Origin of the sequence: Nocardia sp. NPDC051787, from assembly GCF_040681325.1 — a bacterium.
Classification (GTDB): domain Bacteria; phylum Actinomycetota; class Actinomycetes; order Mycobacteriales; family Mycobacteriaceae; genus Nocardia.
In genome coordinates this window covers 119,955-138,104 of record NZ_JBFAYO010000019.1, presented here as the reverse complement: position 1 = coordinate 138,104, position 18,150 = coordinate 119,955, and the positions used below count along the sequence as shown (strand labels likewise).

15 protein-coding genes are annotated in these 18,150 nt (G+C 65.0%); 4 read left to right on the top strand and 11 right to left on the bottom strand.

The genetic code is table 11. The features are described 5' to 3' along the window. Positions 1–96: 96 nt before the first annotated feature. The 3 genes from AB0M45_RS21605 to AB0M45_RS21595 form a co-directional block, all read right to left on the bottom strand. A complete protein-coding gene (locus AB0M45_RS21605; RefSeq protein WP_364331826.1) occupies positions 97–1,527 on the bottom strand; it encodes an HAD-IB family hydrolase in 1,431 nt (476 codons plus the stop codon). A gap of 89 nt (positions 1,528–1,616) precedes the next feature. Beyond that, complete coding sequence (locus AB0M45_RS21600) at positions 1,617–2,639, bottom strand: patatin-like phospholipase family protein (RefSeq protein ID WP_364331823.1); 1,023 nt, start codon at positions 2,637–2,639, stop codon at positions 1,617–1,619. Positions 2,640–2,797: 158 nt separating this feature from the next. After that, on the bottom strand, positions 2,798–4,042 hold the full coding sequence (locus AB0M45_RS21595) for a fatty acid desaturase (RefSeq protein ID WP_364331821.1): 1,245 nt from the start codon (positions 4,040–4,042) through the stop codon (positions 2,798–2,800). 708 nt (positions 4,043–4,750) lie between these two features. Between AB0M45_RS21595 and AB0M45_RS21590 the strand changes: the two genes are divergently transcribed. From AB0M45_RS21590 to AB0M45_RS21580, 3 genes are all read left to right on the top strand, one after another. Continuing rightward, complete coding sequence (locus tag AB0M45_RS21590) at positions 4,751–5,116, top strand: hypothetical protein (protein WP_364331818.1); 366 nt, start codon at positions 4,751–4,753, stop codon at positions 5,114–5,116. 671 nt (positions 5,117–5,787) lie between these two features. Beyond that, entirely contained in the window at positions 5,788–6,447 is a 660-nt protein-coding gene (locus AB0M45_RS21585; RefSeq protein ID WP_364331815.1) for a response regulator transcription factor, read from the top strand. 15 nt (positions 6,448–6,462) lie between these two features. Beyond that, positions 6,463–7,890, top strand: a complete 1,428-nt coding sequence (locus tag AB0M45_RS21580; RefSeq protein ID WP_364331812.1) for a HAMP domain-containing sensor histidine kinase — start codon at positions 6,463–6,465, stop codon at positions 7,888–7,890. 176 nt (positions 7,891–8,066) lie between these two features. Here the strand turns inward: AB0M45_RS21580 and AB0M45_RS21575 are convergent, their stop codons facing one another. From AB0M45_RS21575 to AB0M45_RS21540, 8 genes are all read right to left on the bottom strand, one after another. Beyond that, positions 8,067–8,375 (bottom strand): hypothetical protein, encoded by a 309-nt coding sequence (locus AB0M45_RS21575; protein ID WP_364331809.1) that lies wholly within the window; start codon positions 8,373–8,375, stop codon positions 8,067–8,069. Between the two features lie 39 nt (positions 8,376–8,414). Next, positions 8,415–8,702 (bottom strand): hypothetical protein, encoded by a 288-nt coding sequence (locus tag AB0M45_RS21570; protein WP_364331806.1) that lies wholly within the window; start codon positions 8,700–8,702, stop codon positions 8,415–8,417. Between the two features lie 87 nt (positions 8,703–8,789). Next, positions 8,790–9,581 carry an ESX secretion-associated protein EspG gene (locus AB0M45_RS21565; RefSeq protein WP_364331803.1) on the bottom strand — a complete coding sequence of 264 codons (792 nt, stop codon included), beginning with the start codon at positions 9,579–9,581 and terminating at the stop codon, positions 8,790–8,792. After that, positions 9,578–10,537: a PPE domain-containing protein gene (locus AB0M45_RS21560; RefSeq protein WP_364331800.1), complete on the bottom strand. Its 960-nt coding sequence runs from the start codon at positions 10,535–10,537 to the stop codon at positions 9,578–9,580. The genes AB0M45_RS21565 and AB0M45_RS21560 overlap by 4 nt, the downstream gene beginning before the upstream one ends. Continuing rightward, on the bottom strand, positions 10,534–10,848 hold the full coding sequence (locus AB0M45_RS21555) for a PE family protein (protein WP_364331797.1): 315 nt from the start codon (positions 10,846–10,848) through the stop codon (positions 10,534–10,536). The genes AB0M45_RS21560 and AB0M45_RS21555 overlap by 4 nt, the downstream gene beginning before the upstream one ends. A 47-nt stretch (positions 10,849–10,895) precedes the next feature. Continuing rightward, a complete protein-coding gene (locus AB0M45_RS21550; protein ID WP_364331867.1) occupies positions 10,896–12,155 on the bottom strand; it encodes a hypothetical protein in 1,260 nt (419 codons plus the stop codon). Then, a complete protein-coding gene (locus AB0M45_RS21545) occupies positions 12,155–12,469 on the bottom strand; it encodes a type VII secretion target (RefSeq protein ID WP_364331793.1) in 315 nt (104 codons plus the stop codon). The genes AB0M45_RS21550 and AB0M45_RS21545 overlap by 1 nt, the downstream gene beginning before the upstream one ends. Before the next feature lie 123 nt (positions 12,470–12,592). After that, positions 12,593–14,317, bottom strand: a complete 1,725-nt coding sequence (locus AB0M45_RS21540) for a TAXI family TRAP transporter solute-binding subunit (protein WP_364331864.1) — start codon at positions 14,315–14,317, stop codon at positions 12,593–12,595. Between AB0M45_RS21540 and eccCa the strand changes: the two genes are divergently transcribed. After that, positions 14,199–18,146 carry a type VII secretion protein EccCa gene (eccCa, locus tag AB0M45_RS21535; protein ID WP_364331790.1) on the top strand — a complete coding sequence of 1,316 codons (3,948 nt, stop codon included), beginning with the start codon at positions 14,199–14,201 and terminating at the stop codon, positions 18,144–18,146. The genes AB0M45_RS21540 and eccCa overlap by 119 nt on opposite strands. Positions 18,147–18,150 lie beyond the last annotated feature (4 nt).

The window sequence follows — 18,150 nt, the reverse complement described above, 5'->3', positions numbered from 1 at the left end:
TACCGGGAAGAACTTACATTCCGTTGATCCGCGAGATCGAGTACACGAGAGCCTGGCCACTGCCGACGCACCGCCGCCCGGAATGGCGCACTGTACTTACGCCTGTGCCGGATTCGGCCAGTTGACAAGGGTGTCGTTGAACAGCTCCTCGATGCGATTGATGTGCATATCGAGCGTGTCGAGCGTCCAGTCGGAAGTGTCGATCGGTTCGAGCACTGCGACATCGATAATGCCGGGATGAACGAGGAACGAACTGCGCCACAGGACCTGCCCTGAGTTTCGAATGACGAGCGGAATTATGGGAACCCCTGCCCGCCGGGCCAAATGGAACGCCCCCTTCTTGAACGGCAACAGCCGGGCTGTGGGGGTTACCTGCCCCTCGGGCGCGATTGCTACCGATATTCCGGACTCGAGTGTCTCAACAACAGGCTCGAGCGCTCGAATGGCATCACGGGGAGCCGAGCGGTCGATGAAAATGACGCCGACGAAGCGCATGAGCGCACCGAAGATCGGGTATCGGCGCGCTTCGATCTTCGCGATCGCCGTGAATCCGCTGCGCAGGACGTATGGAACAACGAGCGCATCGAGTTGACTTTGATGATTGAACACGAACACGGCCGGCCGAGGCGCGCGAGCATGTTCAGCACCGGTCAAGCGCACCGAGATCCCGGCCCTACGTAGCGCGGCTGTCGCCACACGAGTGCAGAGTTCATCGATCACGGCACGACGATCGCGACCGGGCCATGCGATGAAAGTAGCAGCGGCGGCTGCGAGTACAGCCGAGAGACCGCTGACAGTGCGTGCGACTCGAGAGAGGGTGGGGTGTCGTCGGGAAGGAAATCGCAACACCGGCCAGTCGTGTCGTTGTGCGGCCCTTTCCAGTTCAGCATCGGGATTCAGTACCGTTGGGGTACCAACCATCGACAGTACTGGGACATCGGATCCACTCGAGTTGTAAGAATAGCTGTGCAGGAGGTCGATACCCGCGCTCGCCGAGAAATCGCGGATCGCGGAGGCCTTGGCATCACGTCGGAGAACAGGACCATCGATTTCCCCGCTCGTCACACCGTCAACGACCGCGAGGCGGGTACTGAGAATGTGGTCTATACCGAGATCGGCTGCCGTGGCGCAGACATGGAAATGCGGTGCACTGCTGGTGAGAACCACGATGTGACCGGCCTTCTGATGCGCGGCGACCAGCTGCCGCGCCTCATGGTAGAGGCGGCCGGAGATGACCCGGATAAAGAAGTCGCGGCCGAGCTGTTCGAGCTCGGCCGGCGTGTGGCCCCGCCAGGCGTCATCAGCCCACCGCGTGGCGCGGGCGTCGGCAGTATCGGTCGCGGCATTCCGTGCGCGGACCATCGAGATCGCCCGCTCGCGGGCCCTCGAACATCGGCCGTTCATTGTGTCACGGAATTGAATCGCTCCGGATCCGCGCACCAGCGTATTCTCGAAATCAAAGAATGCGGCTGTTGCCGGCCCTTGTGGACCGTTTCTGATCCGATGGAGAGCTTCTAGGAGGTGCATATCCTGACTTTCGATGAGCGGTCCTGATGACGATCGAGTCGCGCTGCGTCACTCGGTGGATTGAGCATCTCCTCGTCCGGAGCCGGTGTTCAGCGTCGAATGGCGGCGCCTGTTTGCCGTTGCGCGGGGTGGACGATGGTCATGCGAGGAAGTGCTCGTACATTACGGTCTCGTATCCGATTGCTGTCCAGACTTTCGATGGCACAGTGGCACAGTGCATATGATTCTTGAATGCCGGCGAGAACGGTTGTGGACTCGAGTTCGTTGAGCTCGAGTTTGCTCATCCAAGGCAAAGGGGCCAGGTCGAGCACATACGGCGCGCCCGATTCGGGTGTGAAGCGTCGCTGTGTCAGCCACTCTTCGTCGCGGTATCGTTGTCGCACCGCATTCAGATAGCCACGCCCCAGGCCGCGTCGAATGCGATCCAGGCGGATTGCAACGTATCGGTGAACGCCGGGAACTCTGGTCGGAGGCCGTCGTATTCGCTGCGTACTCAACGACAGGATGTGTGTACATCCGTCGTTCATGGCCAACCGAAACGGCAGTGGCGTCAGCACGCCTCCGTCGATGAACCGCCGTCCGTGCAGTTTCATGGACCCCCGCACCGCGATGGGCAGCCAGACTCCCGCGCGCAGAATTGCTTCGAGTTCCTGAACCGATGAGAAGGACCGGAAGGTGACAGTTTCCAAGGCGTCGACATCTGTAGCCGAAACAATAAGTGGGATGGGTGAGTCGATTACAGCCTGGTAGTCCAGCGGTTTAATGACGCCGAGCACGTGCTCGAAAATATACTCGAGGTTCAGTATTGATTGACGTCGTAATGCTCTATAATAGTTGACAAATTGTCGCGTAGTCAGATCCTCGAAATATATCGACAACGGGTACCATGTCTCCTGTGAAACAAAGTACGCGCTATTGATCGCGCCTGAAGAGGTTCCGTATACCACATCGAAAACGTTCTTAAGGCCAGCATCGTCGAGGTACGTAAGCATAGCGGCGGATACCGCTCCCCGCATACCGCCCCCCTCGACCGTGAGTGCCAGGGTTGCGGAATCCGCACGATTTCCGGGAAGGCTTCCGGCGTCTCGTCTCGCGCGAATGATTTGCAGCACCGGATGGTGGGGATCCCAATACCGACCGAGTGGGTCGCACAATTCTGTCACGAATAACCCTTGCCCCACAATTTGATTTCAACAAGAAGTTGCCGGGTCCGACGTCAATTGGTGCCCGGCTGTTCCTCGGTCAACAGGATTTCCTTCCTTCCCGGGTCTCAGCGTGTGCGTGCGGCTCTGGAGCGGGCGAGCGCCGATCGGAGGCCATGCCGAACTCTCGCAGCCGAGCTGGGCGGCAGGTCCGGTGTTTTCGTGCCCGGCTGGGATGAGACGCCTGCGAACATGCGTTCCGATTTCGTCTCCGGAGCGTCGTCGGCGGTGCGGTGCAGGAAGCGGTCCGGCAGCGCCAGCTTGTAAACGGTTCGGTACGCCTGCCAGAACTGCCCGGCCAGTCGCCCGGTGGTATAGGGCAGGTCGTATTCGTCGCACAGCGCCCGCACCCGCACCGCGATCTCGGCGTATCGGTTGCTGGGCAGATCGGGGAACAGATGGTGCTCGATCTGATAGCAGAGGTTGCCAGTCATGAACGCCAGCGCCGGCCCGGCGGTGAAGTTGGCGGTGCCGAGGAGCTGCCGTAGGTACCACTCGCCGCGGGTCTCGTTCTCGTACTGTTCGACGGTGAATTTCTCGGCGCCGTCAGGGAAGTGGCCGCACATGATCACCACGTAGGACCACAGGTTGCGCAGCAGCAGCGCGGTGGCATTGGCCACCAGGGTCTGTTTGAACGCCCGCCCGGTCAGCGCAGGAAACAAAAGGAAGTCCTTGCCGACCTGGCGAGCGATCTTGCGCGCGAAGTCGGCATTCGGCCGCGACGCCGGCTGCCGGCTCGGGGTTGCGGTGAACCGGCGTTCGAGCGACCAGTCGTGCACCGCGATCGCCCACTCGAACAAGGCGGCTACGACCAGACTCAGCACCGGCTGAAGCGCATGGACCGGGCGCCATGGCTCGTCACGTGTCGTCCGCAAGACGACGAAGCTCAGGTCCTCATCCATCCCCACCACGTTGGTGAAGGTGTGATGGACATGGTTGTGCGAGCGCTTCCAGTGCGATGACGGGCCGACGAAATCCCATTCCCAGGTGGTGGAATGGATCTCGGGATCGTTCATCCAATCCCATTGGCCGTGGCTGATGTTGTGCCCCAGCTCCATCATCTCGATGACCTTCGCCGCGGTCAGCAGCGCGGTGCCCAGCAGCCACGCGCCGCGGCGTCGGCTCGCGAACAGCGTTGCCCGCCCGGCTACCTCTAGCGCCCGCTGAGCCGTGATCGCGCGCCGGATATAGGCGGCGTCCCGGTGCCCGCGCGATTGTTCGACATCTCGGCGGATCGAATCCAGAGCTTCGCGTAGTGCCTCGATATCCGATTCGGTCAAATGAGCGAAAGCCTTGATATCTGTGATCGCCACCGGAGGTTTGCAACTTTCGTCGAAATTTATCCAAGCGTATCGAGCACGTCGCTACCTCGAGTGGTGCTCCGAGCCTGGTGTCCGATTGAACAGGAACACCTTGGCCGCATGCCATCCCTGTAAGAATTTTTGATGATTGCTTAAGGGTTCTCGTCGGGAGAGAAACCCACGTCGGTGCGGGCTCGGCAGATCGCCGAGCCTCGCGCGGACGCCAGAATCTGCGGTCCGTTCAGCCGCCGAGCCAACGTGGTGCCACTGGCCGGTGTTTCTGCCCGCTTGCGCAAGCACATCATCGGATCTCGTCGGCGGTGCGTTGTTCCGCGCCGCTGCGGCATGCCACGATGACGAGAATCTCTGCGCTGATGACCAGCAGGACAATCGCCTGGAGTGCTGTCATGGTCGTGCCCACGCGCGTGCTTCGCTCACCAGGGTGTTGTGCGCGACTACGGCTGATCCGTGCCACCCGGCGATCCTGCGGCAATCAGCCAGCCGCGCGTGCCTTGGTAATACGCGCGGGGGCGCGTGATGTGGGCATCCGTCCGCGGGATGTGATGGGTGCCCAGGGTGGTGATCTGGGACATGGGCACTCCGAGGGCGATGGCGGCCTGTCGCGGCAGGCCGGGCCCTACCAGCCGATATGGACGACGTTAGTCGCTTGTTCCCAGCGGGAAGAGTGCCGGAAGCGACGCGCTCAGTAACATGCGCGACATGGATGTCGCGGTGTTCGTCGTCGATGGCGTTGCCGACTTCGGATACGCCGCGCTGATCGAGACATTCAACGTGGCAAACTGTCTGCGTGCTGGGCTGCAAACGCCGCCGACACCGTGGGAAGTGCGCACTGTAGCGCTCGGTGAGCGTATTCGGTCGGGGAACGGGCACATCCTCGTGACGACGCCGCTGGCCGAGGTGGGTGACGACTTCGGCATGATGATCATCCCCGCGGTGAGCGCTCTGAGTGCCGATCCGCTCGTGGAGCTGGTCGTCCACTCACAGCCGGCCTGTTCTCGACCGCCTCAAAAGAGCGCACGCGTCGCACCTGCTGCGGACCACGTCGCTGACGCGGGGAGGCGGTAGCGGTGAAAGTCGGTTACGACGACGTCGTTGCGCTGCGCAGCCTCGTACGGCGGCGTCGCGGAATGTCTATCGCCGAGTTACGCGCCTCCCGATCGGACTGGTGATGACCATGCTCGTGATTCAGTAGATCGTGAGTCGGGTGCCCGGAAAATCTCAAGAGCAGGTCAAGTTTTCGCTGATTGATATCAAGGAAACTGCAAGCGCCCACTTGGTGCGGCAGGAGGATGTGTACTGTTCATGTGCCGGCGGTTGAAGTTGCAAGCAGCATACGGCGTGCGGTGGCAGAGCATCGAACTGCTGGAGTGTCGAGATTTCCCTCGGCACCGGTCGGGCCGAATATCAAGGCGCTGTAAAATGTTGAGCATCCTGTTGCATCCATACCCTTTCGGGAAATATGTAGTACTGATGTTCGCAAAATCGGCATCGGGCTCGTGTGCGGTGCCGGGTGGTCCTGCCCGCGTACGTCAGGAGTGGAGCTCTGTACGGGCCGGATTCGTCCGGCTTGATCATGGCGGTCACGCGTGCTCCGGCGCGAACCCGGGCTCTCGGCACGCTCACATTGCGCACAGGCGGTCGCCCAACCGAGCGGCGGACCCACGTTGAGTAAGGATCAGGCGAACCGTATGTCGGACTGCTCATCTACCGATCACGCACAGGAGAACGAGCGGCGTGTGCGGCTCGTGATCATCGAGGATGACGATGATGTGGGCGATGCGCTGGTGGAAGTGCTCACCGAGCAGGGATTCCATGCCGAGCGCAGGCCGCGCGGAGCGGATTTGCTCGTCGGGCACCGCCAGTACGATGCGGTGATCCTCGACCTCGGATTGCCCGACGGTGACGGACTGCAGGTGCTGCGGCAGTTGCGCGAGGTGAGCGCGATTCCGGTGGTGATCCTCACCGCCCGCGACGACGAACGAACCGTCGTGCGCGGCTTGCGCGGCGGCGCCGATGATTACCTGGTCAAACCGCCGCGCATCGGCGAACTTGTCGCCAGGCTCGAATTGGTCACCCGGCGTGCCGCCGCCACCTCGAGCCCCGGAGCCGAAGTGGTCGTCACCGGCGATGTCAGGGTGGACCTGGCGGCACGGGAGATTCATGTCGGCGGCGCGCCGGTGGTTCTGACGCAGAAGGAATTCGAGCTGGTGGAAGCGCTGGTGGAACGGCCGGGTTCCGCGGTGAGCCGCGAAATGCTGATGGATCGAGTGTGGGGAGACGCGTTCGTCGCCGTGTCCCGGTCATTGGACGTGCACATTTCGACGCTGCGTGCGAAACTCGGCAGGCCGGGCTTGATCAAAACGATCCGCGGATTCGGCTACCGCTGGGGCCAATGACCTAGGTTTGAGGACGTGCGACGACGGCTGCTGGTGATATTGCTGGTCTTTGCTGCGCTGGCAGTGTCCGGATTAGCGGTTCCACTGGCGGCGTCGAGTTCCACCGGGCGGACGCAGCAGCTGTGGTTCGACCGATATGTTGACGCCGAGTGGTTCTCCGAGCTCGCCGAGGAAGCCATGACCACCGATGACCGCCAGACACTACTTCTGGAGATGCGGCGATACCACACCCTCTACTCGGACCAGGTTCTCGTGGTGGACGCCGCTGGAAGCGAATTCGCCAACACAGGTGTGGATGTCGAGGATCCGGCGGTGGTTCAGCTTCTGGCCGACGTTCGCAGCAATCGGCACTCGGTTCAACCGCCGCGCCGGTTGCGGACCTGGGATCCGGACACGATGCGAATTGCACACCCGATCGGCGCCGGGATGCAGATGGAAGGCGCCGTGCTGATCGAGGCGTCGACGGTGCGCGCCAAACGGGACATCGCCGATCGCTGGGCACTGATCGCACTCGGTGCCTGGACCGCACTGGCGTTGTTCACGGGTGTTGCGCTGGGGCTGAGCCGCTGGGTGTTGCGCCCGCTGGCGAAGCTGTCGCGTTCGGTGGCCGTGCTGACCGAGACACTACCGAAGGCGGTCACGCAGGCGCGGCCCACATCGGTGACGCAGCGGTACGAGGGACCGCCCGAGGTCAAAGACCTGGCACGCTCCTTCGACACCATGGCGCTGGCCGTCGGCGATGCGGTGGATGCACAGCGTCAGCTGGTGGCGGACACCGCGCACGCCATCCGCAATCCACTGGCTGCGCTCGCCATTCGGCTGGAATCGCTGGGGCGGGTGATACCCGATCAGGCCCAAGAGTCATTCCGGCGAGCCAGTTCCCAGATCGACAGGCTCAAGGCGGTGCTGGACGGATTGTTGCGCCTGGCGGTGGCCGAGACACCCGCTGGTTTCGGCGCCGCACAGGCTGATTCGGACTGGCCGAGCAGATGCGATGCAGTGCGTGTGGTCGAGGATCGTGTCGATGCGTGGCAGCCGGCGTACGAGGAGGCGGGCATGACCGTCGCGGCTGTCATGCCGATGGAGGAAGCCGAGGTCGCGGTTCCCGAGGACGCGCTGGTGCAGATCCTGGACGTTCTGCTGAGCAACTCGTGTCGGTACGCGGGTATCGGTGCTCGTACCGAGGTGCGGGTGCACGCGGGAACTCGGTGGGTGACCGTCTCGGTGGTCGATGACGGGGTCGGTGTCATCCCGGACGAACTCGACAAGCTGACCACCCGGTTCTACCGGGGAGCATCGGCCGCCGCGGGCGGGTCGGGATTGGGATTGCCGATCGCGGCCGCGCTGGCTCAGCGATACCACGGGGAACTCACCGTGGGCGCGACGGTCCCGAACGGGCTTCATATATCAGTGCGGCTGCCGGTGCGACGGTCGGGTCGGTAGCGGACAGTGTCGGCCGGGCTCCGAGTCGGGTAGATCCCCGGATCCCCGCCGACGCCGGGACGACAAGAGTCGCCCCGCCGTTGTCGCTGCGCAGGCCGGTCCCTCGCCCAGGGTGGAGCGGGAAGGTTCCCGCGTAGCGCACCGACGTACGGTGGACCGGCCGAATTCGCACCTGATCAGGCGTAGAAGCCATGGGCGACTTTGCGGTCGATGTCGAATGCCCGAGTTCCCGCACCCTCCACCGCACCCTGCATCCGGCCGAATATCTCTGTCGCTTCGCTGAATTCGGTTTTGAACTTCAGGTAGACCTCTTTGAAGGCGATAAGTGCCTCGTTGGGCTCGGCGTCATCCGCGCCCCACGCCATCTCCAGTACGCGTTCGCTATCCGCCATAATATGTGCGCATTTGTCGAAGCTGTTCCGACAGGCGGTCATTTCTTCGTCGATCGTTTGCAGCGCCGCCCGAGTGTATTGCTGGACATCCATAGCGAAACCTCCGAATTGTTTTCAGTACGTCCTCGAGAATTAAAGTTTGATGTGGTTGAAGTCGGCCACGCTCTCCTGTTCGCCGCTGGTGTACTCGTTGGTTCCCTTGCCGACCTGCACGCCGAGAGCATCGAGGGCCTCGTTTCGGGGCTGGGCATCGTCATTCCACGCGAGCTTCGCGTCGTCGAAGGCTTTGCGGGCCGGGCCCTGCCAGCCCGGGACCGCAGAGATATCCTCGATTCTCTTGAATGTGTTACGCATTTCGCTGACGACGTCGGCGAGGCCGCTTTTGGCCTTTTCCACGAGAGCGGGATCAACGTAAACCATGATGAACCTTTCGTTGTCGAGGTTGCCCGGTGTCGAACCAGGATCTATTCCGGAGGTCTAATGTGCTCCGCCGGTGTGCTGGGGAAGTTATTGCGGCATCCACCTTCCCCCAGGCAGAGATTCGATCAGAGCTGACACCGCCTGTGCGATACGGTGGTCGGAGCCCGGTGTGATCGTGGACCAGAGCCGCTGGTCCGGGGCGAGAGTGGGTGCTGCGACCAGGCGGCCATGCGCGGTGTCGTACACCGCAACTGCTCCTGACGACCGGCCGGTTACGCCATCGGCGCCGGCGTAGGCCACCACCTCGGCATAGCTATGGCAGGAAGACAGCGCCAGCCCGTACACGATGGCGTCACGTTCGCCAGCGCCCAAGCCGTACATCGCCTCCGCGTAGTCGGTGGACGTCGTCGCGGTATCGAATCGTTCGCTTATGTCCTGCGTCGGTGCGCTGAAGGCTGGCACGTCGGCGGGCGGGCATGGCCCGAGCGCGTCCAACACCGGCCGCGCGAGACTGTGGCCGGATCCGTCGGCCCAGATCGAGCGGATCTCGTACGTATCCCCGCGGCGCACCGCCAATGCGTGCCCAGCACCCCGGCGGACCAGGCATACCCGGACCTGTTCGCGGTCGGTGTAGATCCGGGCAACCAGTTCGCGATCCGGTCGGTGCAGCGCCAGCAGCGCCGCCGCGATCTCCGGATCGACTCCTCCGTCGGCATCCACGATTCCGGCGCGCACCAGATCTGTCTCGGCGCGGCGCTGTGCGGCGGTCCACTCGTCGTATGAATCCTGCTCAGGCGCGACGGCGAGCGCTACCGGCAACGTCTGCACGCCGAGCCGCTCGGCGACGGCGAGCAGACTGTCGTTGGTCAGGACCGTCATCGTGACACCTCTGATCCCCGAGCCGGTGCGGTATCCGGGACCCGCTGCGGTTCCGAAGCACCCAAGACGGCTGGGGCGGCGCGAATCCCGGGGTCGAGCGCCGCCGGATCGGAGTCGCCGTGTCCGGCGAGACCGGCCCGGGGCCGGTGTTCCTCCTCCGGCGACGTTGTGCCGGGCGACATCGCGGCAGGCGCCATGGGTATCGGAGTCGACGGCTTCGCCGAAACCGATTCGATCACGTCGGTTCGAGTGTCGATGGTCACCTGCCGGTGGACCGGTGTGTGGTAGGTCGCTCGCGGCATCGTCACGGGCACAACAGGCATCGCAATACCCCGCGTACCCGCCGCCGCCGAGGGCATCGCGGGTTGCGATTCGGCTTGTTCGGCGGCGAGCGCGGTGCCGGTGGCGATCTGCGGCGGTGGCGCCTGTGTCCACGGCTGTGCCAGTGGCTCGGTGGCTCCCTCATAGCCGCGCATCACTCGCGCGGCCGCGGCCTTTGCGATATCGGCCTGGGAATCGGCGTCTGCCGCTGCCGCGCGAAGCGGCAAACCCACTGCGTCGCCAGCAGATTCGGCGGCGCGCTGGATCGCCTGGATGGCGGCGACTTCGGCGGAATCGGGCATCGCCAGCCGCGCCACCTCGTACGCGGCGGCTTGCGACTCGGCGTGCACCGCGTTGGCCGCGGCCGAACCCGCGGTATCGGAGAGCCAGTCCCGCAGTGCCGAAATACGTTCCAGCACAGCCGATGCTCCCTCCGACTCCCAGCCCGCCCGCAACACGTCGAGGATCTGCTCGTATTCGACGACCGCGGTGCCGAATCCGGCGGCAAGCCGGCCCCACGCCACGCCGGCCTCGGCCATCGGCACCGGTCCCGGACCGGTGGCGAAGTCCTGTGCCAGGCGTTCCGGCGGCCGGGCCGCCCAGACCACGCCGGTGAATCCCGGTGGCTCGATCATCGCGGCACCGGGCCGACACCACCGAATTCGGCGGCGTTCTCACTTTCCATGCGCCCGAACCGATCGGTCTGAGCCCGCAGTTCAGCGGCGACCTTGCGCAACTCGTTGATCCCGGCGGCGGCGGTCTCCCCGAAGGAATCCGCGACCGAGGTCATCGTCGCGGCGGCACGCTCCGATACTTCGTCGCGACCGGCAGGCGCAACGGTCAACGCCCCCTCGCTGATGCGCAAGTCCGCCGCCAGCCGGTCCGCAAGGCCATCCAGCCGGGTCGCGGCGTCCAACGCCGCGGCGGGATCGAAGCTCACGCCCATGCCACGCTCCTCATCGACATCTCCTGATTCCCACTGTGAGCGCTCATTCAGAGCGTGAGTTCCTTGTCCGGTGGCGGTTGGTAGCCACCGGGATCGGCGTAGCGATCAGCCGCGCCGACCACGGGCGGTGCGGCACCCTCGACTTCGCCTACGACCTCCATGCCGTGCTGCTCGGTAACCAGCAGCGCATGCAGCTCATCGGAAGTGCTCGCGACGCCCGCACCGCGCGCCATGCCGGTGGCCGCTCCCGCCCCCATCGGCATGAGTCCCGGCCCGGGAGATACCGCGCCGCCGCGTTGCACAGCTGTGGTGGACGACGCAGGCATTGCCCCGCCCGGACCGGACGAGGTCGCGGACTGCACGCCACCCGACCACGGGGCGAGCGGGCGGGACATCGGGGCCGTCGCGCCGCCGATCGCTCGTCCACCCATCGCACCGACAGCGGTGCCCGTGGGATGCACGCCGGGCCCGATGGTTTCCATCCGTTCCCGTTCCCTCTCCAGCGGGTCGCGCATGTTGGCCGAATTCATCGCATCCGCAATGGTCTTCGCGCCGGTCGTCGCCGAATTGGCCAGCAAAGGCACGATCTGCATCAGCTGCGTCGGATCAACACCGGTGGGTGCGTTCGTGATCGGCACCTTGGTTCCGGTGGCGGTCATCTCCGCACTGTGGACACTCAGTTCGGCGCGCGTCGCGGCGACCACGGCGGTCGCCTCGGCAAGCGTCTCGGCGGACATCGCCAGCACGAACACCTGACCCGGTGGTGTCGCAAGAAAAGGGGCTGCCGCCGTCAGCGAGGTCAGGTACTTCGCGATGATCGCCGACATCGCCGTCCCGCCACGGAAAACCGTGCCTGCCGCGGCGGCGACACCGGCCGACGTCCGCAGACTCTGGGCGGACACGGCCGTGCTGTCCGCGGCCGCCTGCGCTGCTTTTCCTTCCGCCGCCGCGGCTCCCGCGCCCTGCCACAACGTCATGGCCAGCTGTAGTGCGGATATGCCGAGTTGCGCGGCGGTCTGGACGACCGAGGACGCCTGCGCGAGCACTCGGGCCGGATCGACCGCCGGGTCGCCACCGAGCTGCCCGGTGCCGAAGCCGCTGGCCAGATCGGTGAGCGGCCGGGCGAGCGCGGATATGTCGATGACCGGGAGCGGCGGCAGGTCCGGCAGCGGCGGCAGCGCCGGAATCTCTGGCAGGGGCGGCAATCCCAGGTCCTTCAACACATCGTTGACCGGCCGGTCCAGCATCGGGCCCACCGCACTCGTGCGGAGCAGATCCAGGATCGACTGGTCGAGCGGCGCGGACATCACCGGTGGCCGATCGTCCCGAAATCGGCTACCGCGACGTCTTCGGTCACCTCGTACGCCGTGGCGCCCTCATAGGCGGTCATCGCCGTGGCGGCGTGCACGGCGGCGAGCTCACAGACCGACTGCAGGTTGTTGCACTGCGCAAAAGCGAACGCGGCCAGGAAGTCCTGCCCGATCAGCCCGAATACGGGAACCGCCGCCGCGACGGTCGCCGCCTGGTTCGCGGCGCCCGCGGTAGCCACCTCGACCGCCATGGTTGCCGCGGCATCGCCGTAACGGCGGATTGCGTCGGGTACTGCGACCAGTTCAGACATCGAAATCCTCTATCGCACGCAATGATCGGTATGTCCGACAAAGGTACCCGTGAATTCGGGGGAGGCATGCTCAAAGATTTGTAAAATCCGGCATAGCGACGGCGGTTATCGGACAACGCGGTTTCAGCCGTGCTCGTCACGATAACGTGCGGCCGCGGCGGGATGCAGGCGAACTTCGCCGGTACCGACGAGCCAGCGTTTATCCAAGAATTGAAATCCCAGCGCCTGTGCAGGCATCAATCCGTCGGCGCGACTCAACAGTAGTTCCGTGAGGGCGGTCACGGTGGCGTCCGCAAGCGTCGGTGCCGCCAGGAGCAGATTGGGAACGCCGACCGTGGCGACGGCGGGATTGCCGGGGTAGGCGTCTGCGGGGATCACAACCTGGTCGTAGTCGTAGCCGAATCGTTCCTGCAGGGGCTTCACCAGTTCACCGAGATCGATCAGCCGTGCCTGCTGCGGCACGTCGAGTCCGGGCGTCGGCACCCCACCGCCCCAGACGATCGCGTCCATTTCACCGGAAAGCAATGCCGGTATCGCTTCCGGCAGACGGCGATTGCCGACGACCACATCCTTGGCCGGGTCCAGGCCCGCCGCCCGGAGTATCCGTTCGCCGGTCATGGCCGCACCCGATCCGGTCTGTCCCAGGTCGACCCGTTTGCCGCGGAGATCGCCCACCCGGCTGATCGCGCTGTCGGTGCGCACGGCCATCTGTATGTAGCTCTCGTGTAGCCGCCCGATGGCCCGCACGTCGGCACCCGACGCGCGGACCGCATCGGCGAGCGACAGCGCGGCGTCGATCCGGCCGCTGCCGAGCAGGTCCAGGTTCATGTGCGACCCATCGGTGACCACCGGCTCGATGCGCACCGTGCCGGACTCGGCAGCGACCCGAGCAAACAGGTGCGCGAACTCGAGGAACATTCCGCCGACTCGCCCGGCGCCGAGCCGGACCGTAGCCACGTCGTCCCCGCGGCCACAGCTGGGAACGGTCGAGGTCACCGCCGCGGCCGCGGCGAGCGTCAGGAATGTGCGGCGGCCGATCATCGCCGCACCGCCGCCGATGGATCGTCGCCGCGACAGTATCGAGCCCGCGCTCCGGGAGCGCAGCCACACATCGATCCCGCTCCTGACTACCTCGACCGCCTCGGAGCGCCGCCATGCTCCGCCGACGGCGCTCCCCACTGTGGAGGTCATTTCAACCAGTCGAAGACGACATGTCAACAGCCATCTCCGCCACGGCACGCCGAGGTGGGTGCGCAGGTGCCGGAGCAACGGGTTCGGGCCGGATGCCGGGTAACGGGATGCCGCGGAAGAGGCGTCGCCGCACCGATCTGCCGTCCGCGTGGCGAAACGCCGGGATCCATTCTGAGAATCGTTATTCGAGGAGAGAATCTTAAAGAGCTGTAAGAAATTGCCGAGAGGCACCGATTTCGCATCTGGCGTTACCGAAACGTGACCGACCGGTGGTGCGATGGCTTGATTGGTGGATATGCCGTTGCGCTCGACGCATTCGCACCAGAGCTGACATTGTTCGGAGTGGATCGGCCCGAGGACCTGATATTCGGGTCGAGCGTCGATTCGGCCGCTGGATCGAGGATCGACGAATATGGCTACCAAAGGATTCGTTCGCCGGCCCCGGGTCGCACCGCCACGGGCACCGGGCGGCGAGGTCACGCTGAGCGCCCCTCCGGAAATTGACCGGCCGATACCGGCGAGTTTGCTGGTGAAGCTGATGCCGGTGGTGATGGTGGTCGCCGTCGTCGGCATGATCGCGATGATGGTCATGATGGGCCGCAGTCTGCTGGCCAATCCCTTCATGATGATGTTCCCGATGATGATGATCATGTCGATGATCGGCATGATGGCGGGCTACCGGGGTGGGGGCGGGCACAAGCGGGCGGCCGAGCTCGACGAGGAGCGCAAGGACTACTTCCGCTACCTCGACCAGGTGCGCAAGGATGTCCGTAAGACCGGCCGAGCCCAGTTGGAGGCCCTGCTGTGGAGCCATCCGGCCCCCGCGGATCTGCAATCCATCGTCGGCACCCGGCGCATGTGGGAACGGCGTCCCAACGATCCGGATTTCGGGCATGTCCGCGTCGGTGTCGGAAGTCACCGGCTGGCAACCAAATTGGCGCGACCCGAGACCGGGCCGCCCGAGGATCTGGAACCGGTGTCCACGGTGGCGCTGCGCCGGTTCGTCCGGACCCACTCGGTGGTGCACCACCTTCCGACGGCGGTCTCGCTGCGTGCTTTCCCTGCCATCAGCATCGAGGGAGAGCCCGCTGGAGCCCGAATGCTGGTGCGCGCCATGCTGATGGAGTTCGCCACCTTTCACGGGCCGGACCACGCGGCCGTCGCGATCGTGTGCGCGAACCCCGACGACGCAGCGTGGTCGTGGGCGAAATGGCTGCCGCATCTGCAACATCCGGCCGAACGTGACGCGATGGGCCCGGTGCGGATGATGTATCGGTCGCTGGCGGAACTCGAGACATCCATGGCGGCCGAACTCAGGGAACGCGGCCGATTCATGCGCAATGCGCAGCCGACCGGAGGTCGCAGACATCTGCTCGTCATTATCGATGACGGCTACGTGGGTGGTACTGAGCACCTCACCGGCGACGTCGGCCTGGATTCGTTGACCGTTCTCGATCTCACGGCGCCGCAAGCCGGACTCGCGGCGCGACGTGGCCTGCAGCTGGTGGTCGCGGACGGGATGGTGGCGGCGAAATCCGCTGCGGGAGCGGAGAAGTTCGCGACCGCCGATACCGTGACGGGCGCCGAGGCGCAGGCGCTCGCCCGCGATCTGGCGCGCTACCGGATTGCCACGGCGGCGCAGGTGGTCAGTCTCGGTGACGACACCAGCGCCGATCCGGGATTGATGGCGCTGTTGAAGATTCCGGATGCCACGCAGCTCGATCCGGCCAGGGTGTGGCGGCCACGCACCCCGCGCGAGCGGCTGCGGGTGCCGATCGGGATCACGCCCGACGGCACACCGGTTGAGCTGGATATCAAGGAGTCCGCCGAGAACGGCATGGGGCCGCACGGATTGTGTATCGGCGCAACGGGCTCCGGTAAATCGGAGTTCCTTCGCACACTGGTGCTCTCGCTGGTCACCACGCATTCACCGGATCTGCTGAACCTGGTGCTCGTCGACTTCAAAGGCGGCGCGACCTTTCTCGGGCTGGATCCGCTGCCACACGTGTCCGCGGTCATCACCAATCTGGAGGAGGAGCTGTCCCTCGTCGACCGCATGCGCGACGCCCTGGCCGGCGAGATGAACCGCCGCCAGGAACTGCTGCGCGCGGCCGGCAACTTCGCCAACGTCACCGACTATGAGAAGGCCCGCGCAGCCGGCGCCACACTGGATCCGCTGCCTGCGCTGTTCATCGTCGTCGACGAGTTCTCCGAACTTCTTTCGCAGAAGCCCGATTTCGCGGAGCTGTTCGTGATGATCGGCCGGCTGGGCCGCTCCCTGCACGTGCACCTGCTGCTCGCCTCGCAACGGTTGGAAGAGAACAAGCTGCGCGGCCTCGACTCGCACCTGTCCTACCGGATCGGTCTGCGCACCTTCTCCGCCAACGAATCCCGTGCGGTGCTCGGCATCACGGACGCTTACCATCTGCCTGCCGTCCCGGGCTCCGGATACCTCAAGAGTCACGCCGACGATCCGCTGCGATTCAACACGACGTACGTTTCCGGGCCGTATATTTCGCCCACCGCGGTCGAGACCGGCGATGGCAGTCCGGTGGGCCGGCAGACGGTCGTAGTATTCACTGCCGGTCGGGCCGGCGAGGCAGAGCCGGCATCTGCACCGCACCCGGCGCCCGCCGCTGCTGCCCGTGGACTTCCGGAGCTACCACCGCCGCCGGATGCGGTCGCCTCTGCCGCGGCTGTCCCTGGTCTCGACGCTGTGCCTGCGACATTGCTGAACATTGTCGTGGACCGTTTGAGGGGACACGGTCGGCCCGCGCATGAGGTGTGGCTGCCCCCGTTGGGCGAATCACCATCGGTGGACATGCTGCTGCCGGAGCCCGATTGGCGTTCACCGCTCAATCGGCACGGGCAGCTGTGGATGCCGATCGGCGTGATCGACAAGCCGTACGAGCAGCGACGGGATGTACTGACCATCGATTTGTCCGCGGCGCGCGGAAACCTCGCCGTCGTAGGCGGGCCCCAGTCGGGTAAGTCGACCACGCTGCGTACGGTGATCATGGCGGCAGCCGCCACCCACACGCCCGAACAGATCCAGTTCTACTGTCTGGACTTCGGAGGCGGCACGCTGGCCTCGCTGGCGGGCCTACCACACGTCGGATCGGTGGCCGGCAGACTCGATGCCGACCGAGTGCGTCGCACGATCGCCGAGATGACGACCCTGCTGCGACAGCGCGAGGAGCGCTTTCGCGAGCTGGGGATCGAATCGGTCCACGAGTTCCGCAGGCGCAAAACGAAACTGAGCCAGGTGAGCGGTTCCGAACGCGCCGCTGATCCGTTGTCGCAAGACGAGTTCGGTGATGTATTCCTGGTTGTCGACGGGTGGGCGACCGTCCGCGCCGAATTCGAGCAACTGGAGCCGCAGGTCCAAGCACTGGCCCAGCAGGGATTGTCCTATGGCATCCATCTGATGGTCGCGGCGGGTCGCTGGGCCGAGATCCGGCCTGCGGTCAAGGACATGATCGGGACAAGGCTGGAGTTGCGGCTCGGTGATCCGTCCGATTCGGAGATGGACCGGCGCACCGCCGTCCAGGTGCCGGTGGGCCGGCCGGGACGCGGTCTGACACCGGACAAGCTGCACATGCTCATCGCTTTGCCGCGGCTGGACTCCGAGTCGGATCCGCGCACCTTGCCCGATGGCGTCGGTGCCGCGAAACAGCAGCTCAACGAGCTCCACGGTGGCTGCCGTGCCCCTGCCGTGCGCATGCTGCCGTTGACGATCCCGAGGGCACAGGTCCTGGCCGCGGCGTCCGAGCACGGGATCGAGCTGGGACCGACTCGAGTGGCCATCGGGATCGGCGAGTCCGAGCTGCAGCCGCTGGTTCTCGACTTCGGCGCGCAGCCGCATCTCTTCGCGTTCGCAGATGTGGGCTGCGGCAAGACGACGCTGCTGCGCACCATTGCCATGGGCGTGTGTGAGCAGTCGACAGCGGAGCAGGCGCGCATCATTCTCATCGATTACCGGCGCACCATGCTGGGCGTGGTGGACGATGACCATCTGGCCGGCTATTCGACGTCGTCGCAGACCTGCAGGCCCATGGTGGAAGAGACTGCCGCCTATCTGGCGCGGCGGATCCCAGGCAACGATGTGACGCCCGCACAGCTGCGCGAACGGAGCTGGTGGACCGGACCGGAGATCTACGTCCTTGTCGACGATTACGACATGGTGGTCACCAGCGGCCGCAACCCGTTGGAACCGCTGCTCGAATTCCTACCGCAGGCGCGCGACATCGGCCTGCACCTGATCATTGCCCGCCGTTCCGGCGGCGCCTCCCGTGCCTTGTTCGACAAGGTATTGGCCATGATGAAGGATCTGTCGGCCGATGCTCTGCTGATGAGCGCCCCGAAAGACGAGGGCAAGATCCTTGACGGCATCCCTTCTGCCAAGCTTCCTCCCGGCCGGGGCACCCTCGTCAGCCGCAGCCGGGAGAACGAAATGGTCCAGCTCGCCTACGTTCCGATCCAGTAGATTG

Bases quoted from the DNA above. Each gene is read 5' to 3' on its own strand.
- AB0M45_RS21565 (WP_364331803.1), bottom strand. From the start codon at position 9,581: ATGACGGTCCTGACCAACGACAGTCTGCTCGCCGTCGCCGAGCGGCTC.
- AB0M45_RS21550 (WP_364331867.1), bottom strand. From the start codon at position 12,155: ATGTCCGCGCCGCTCGACCAGTCGATCCTGGATCTGCTCCGCACGAGT.
- AB0M45_RS21590 (WP_364331818.1), top strand. From the start codon at position 4,751: ATGGATGTCGCGGTGTTCGTCGTCGATGGCGTTGCCGACTTCGGATAC.
- AB0M45_RS21570 (WP_364331806.1), bottom strand. From the start codon at position 8,702: ATGGTTTACGTTGATCCCGCTCTCGTGGAAAAGGCCAAAAGCGGCCTC.
- AB0M45_RS21545 (WP_364331793.1), bottom strand. From the start codon at position 12,469: ATGTCTGAACTGGTCGCAGTACCCGACGCAATCCGCCGTTACGGCGAT.
- AB0M45_RS21605 (WP_364331826.1), bottom strand. From the start codon at position 1,527: ATGCACCTCCTAGAAGCTCTCCATCGGATCAGAAACGGTCCACAAGGG.
- AB0M45_RS21555 (WP_364331797.1), bottom strand. From the start codon at position 10,848: ATGGGCGTGAGCTTCGATCCCGCCGCGGCGTTGGACGCCGCGACCCGG.
- AB0M45_RS21560 (WP_364331800.1), bottom strand. From the start codon at position 10,537: ATGATCGAGCCACCGGGATTCACCGGCGTGGTCTGGGCGGCCCGGCCG.
- eccCa (WP_364331790.1), top strand. From the start codon at position 14,199: ATGCCGGTGGTGATGGTGGTCGCCGTCGTCGGCATGATCGCGATGATG.
- AB0M45_RS21575 (WP_364331809.1), bottom strand. From the start codon at position 8,375: ATGGATGTCCAGCAATACACTCGGGCGGCGCTGCAAACGATCGACGAA.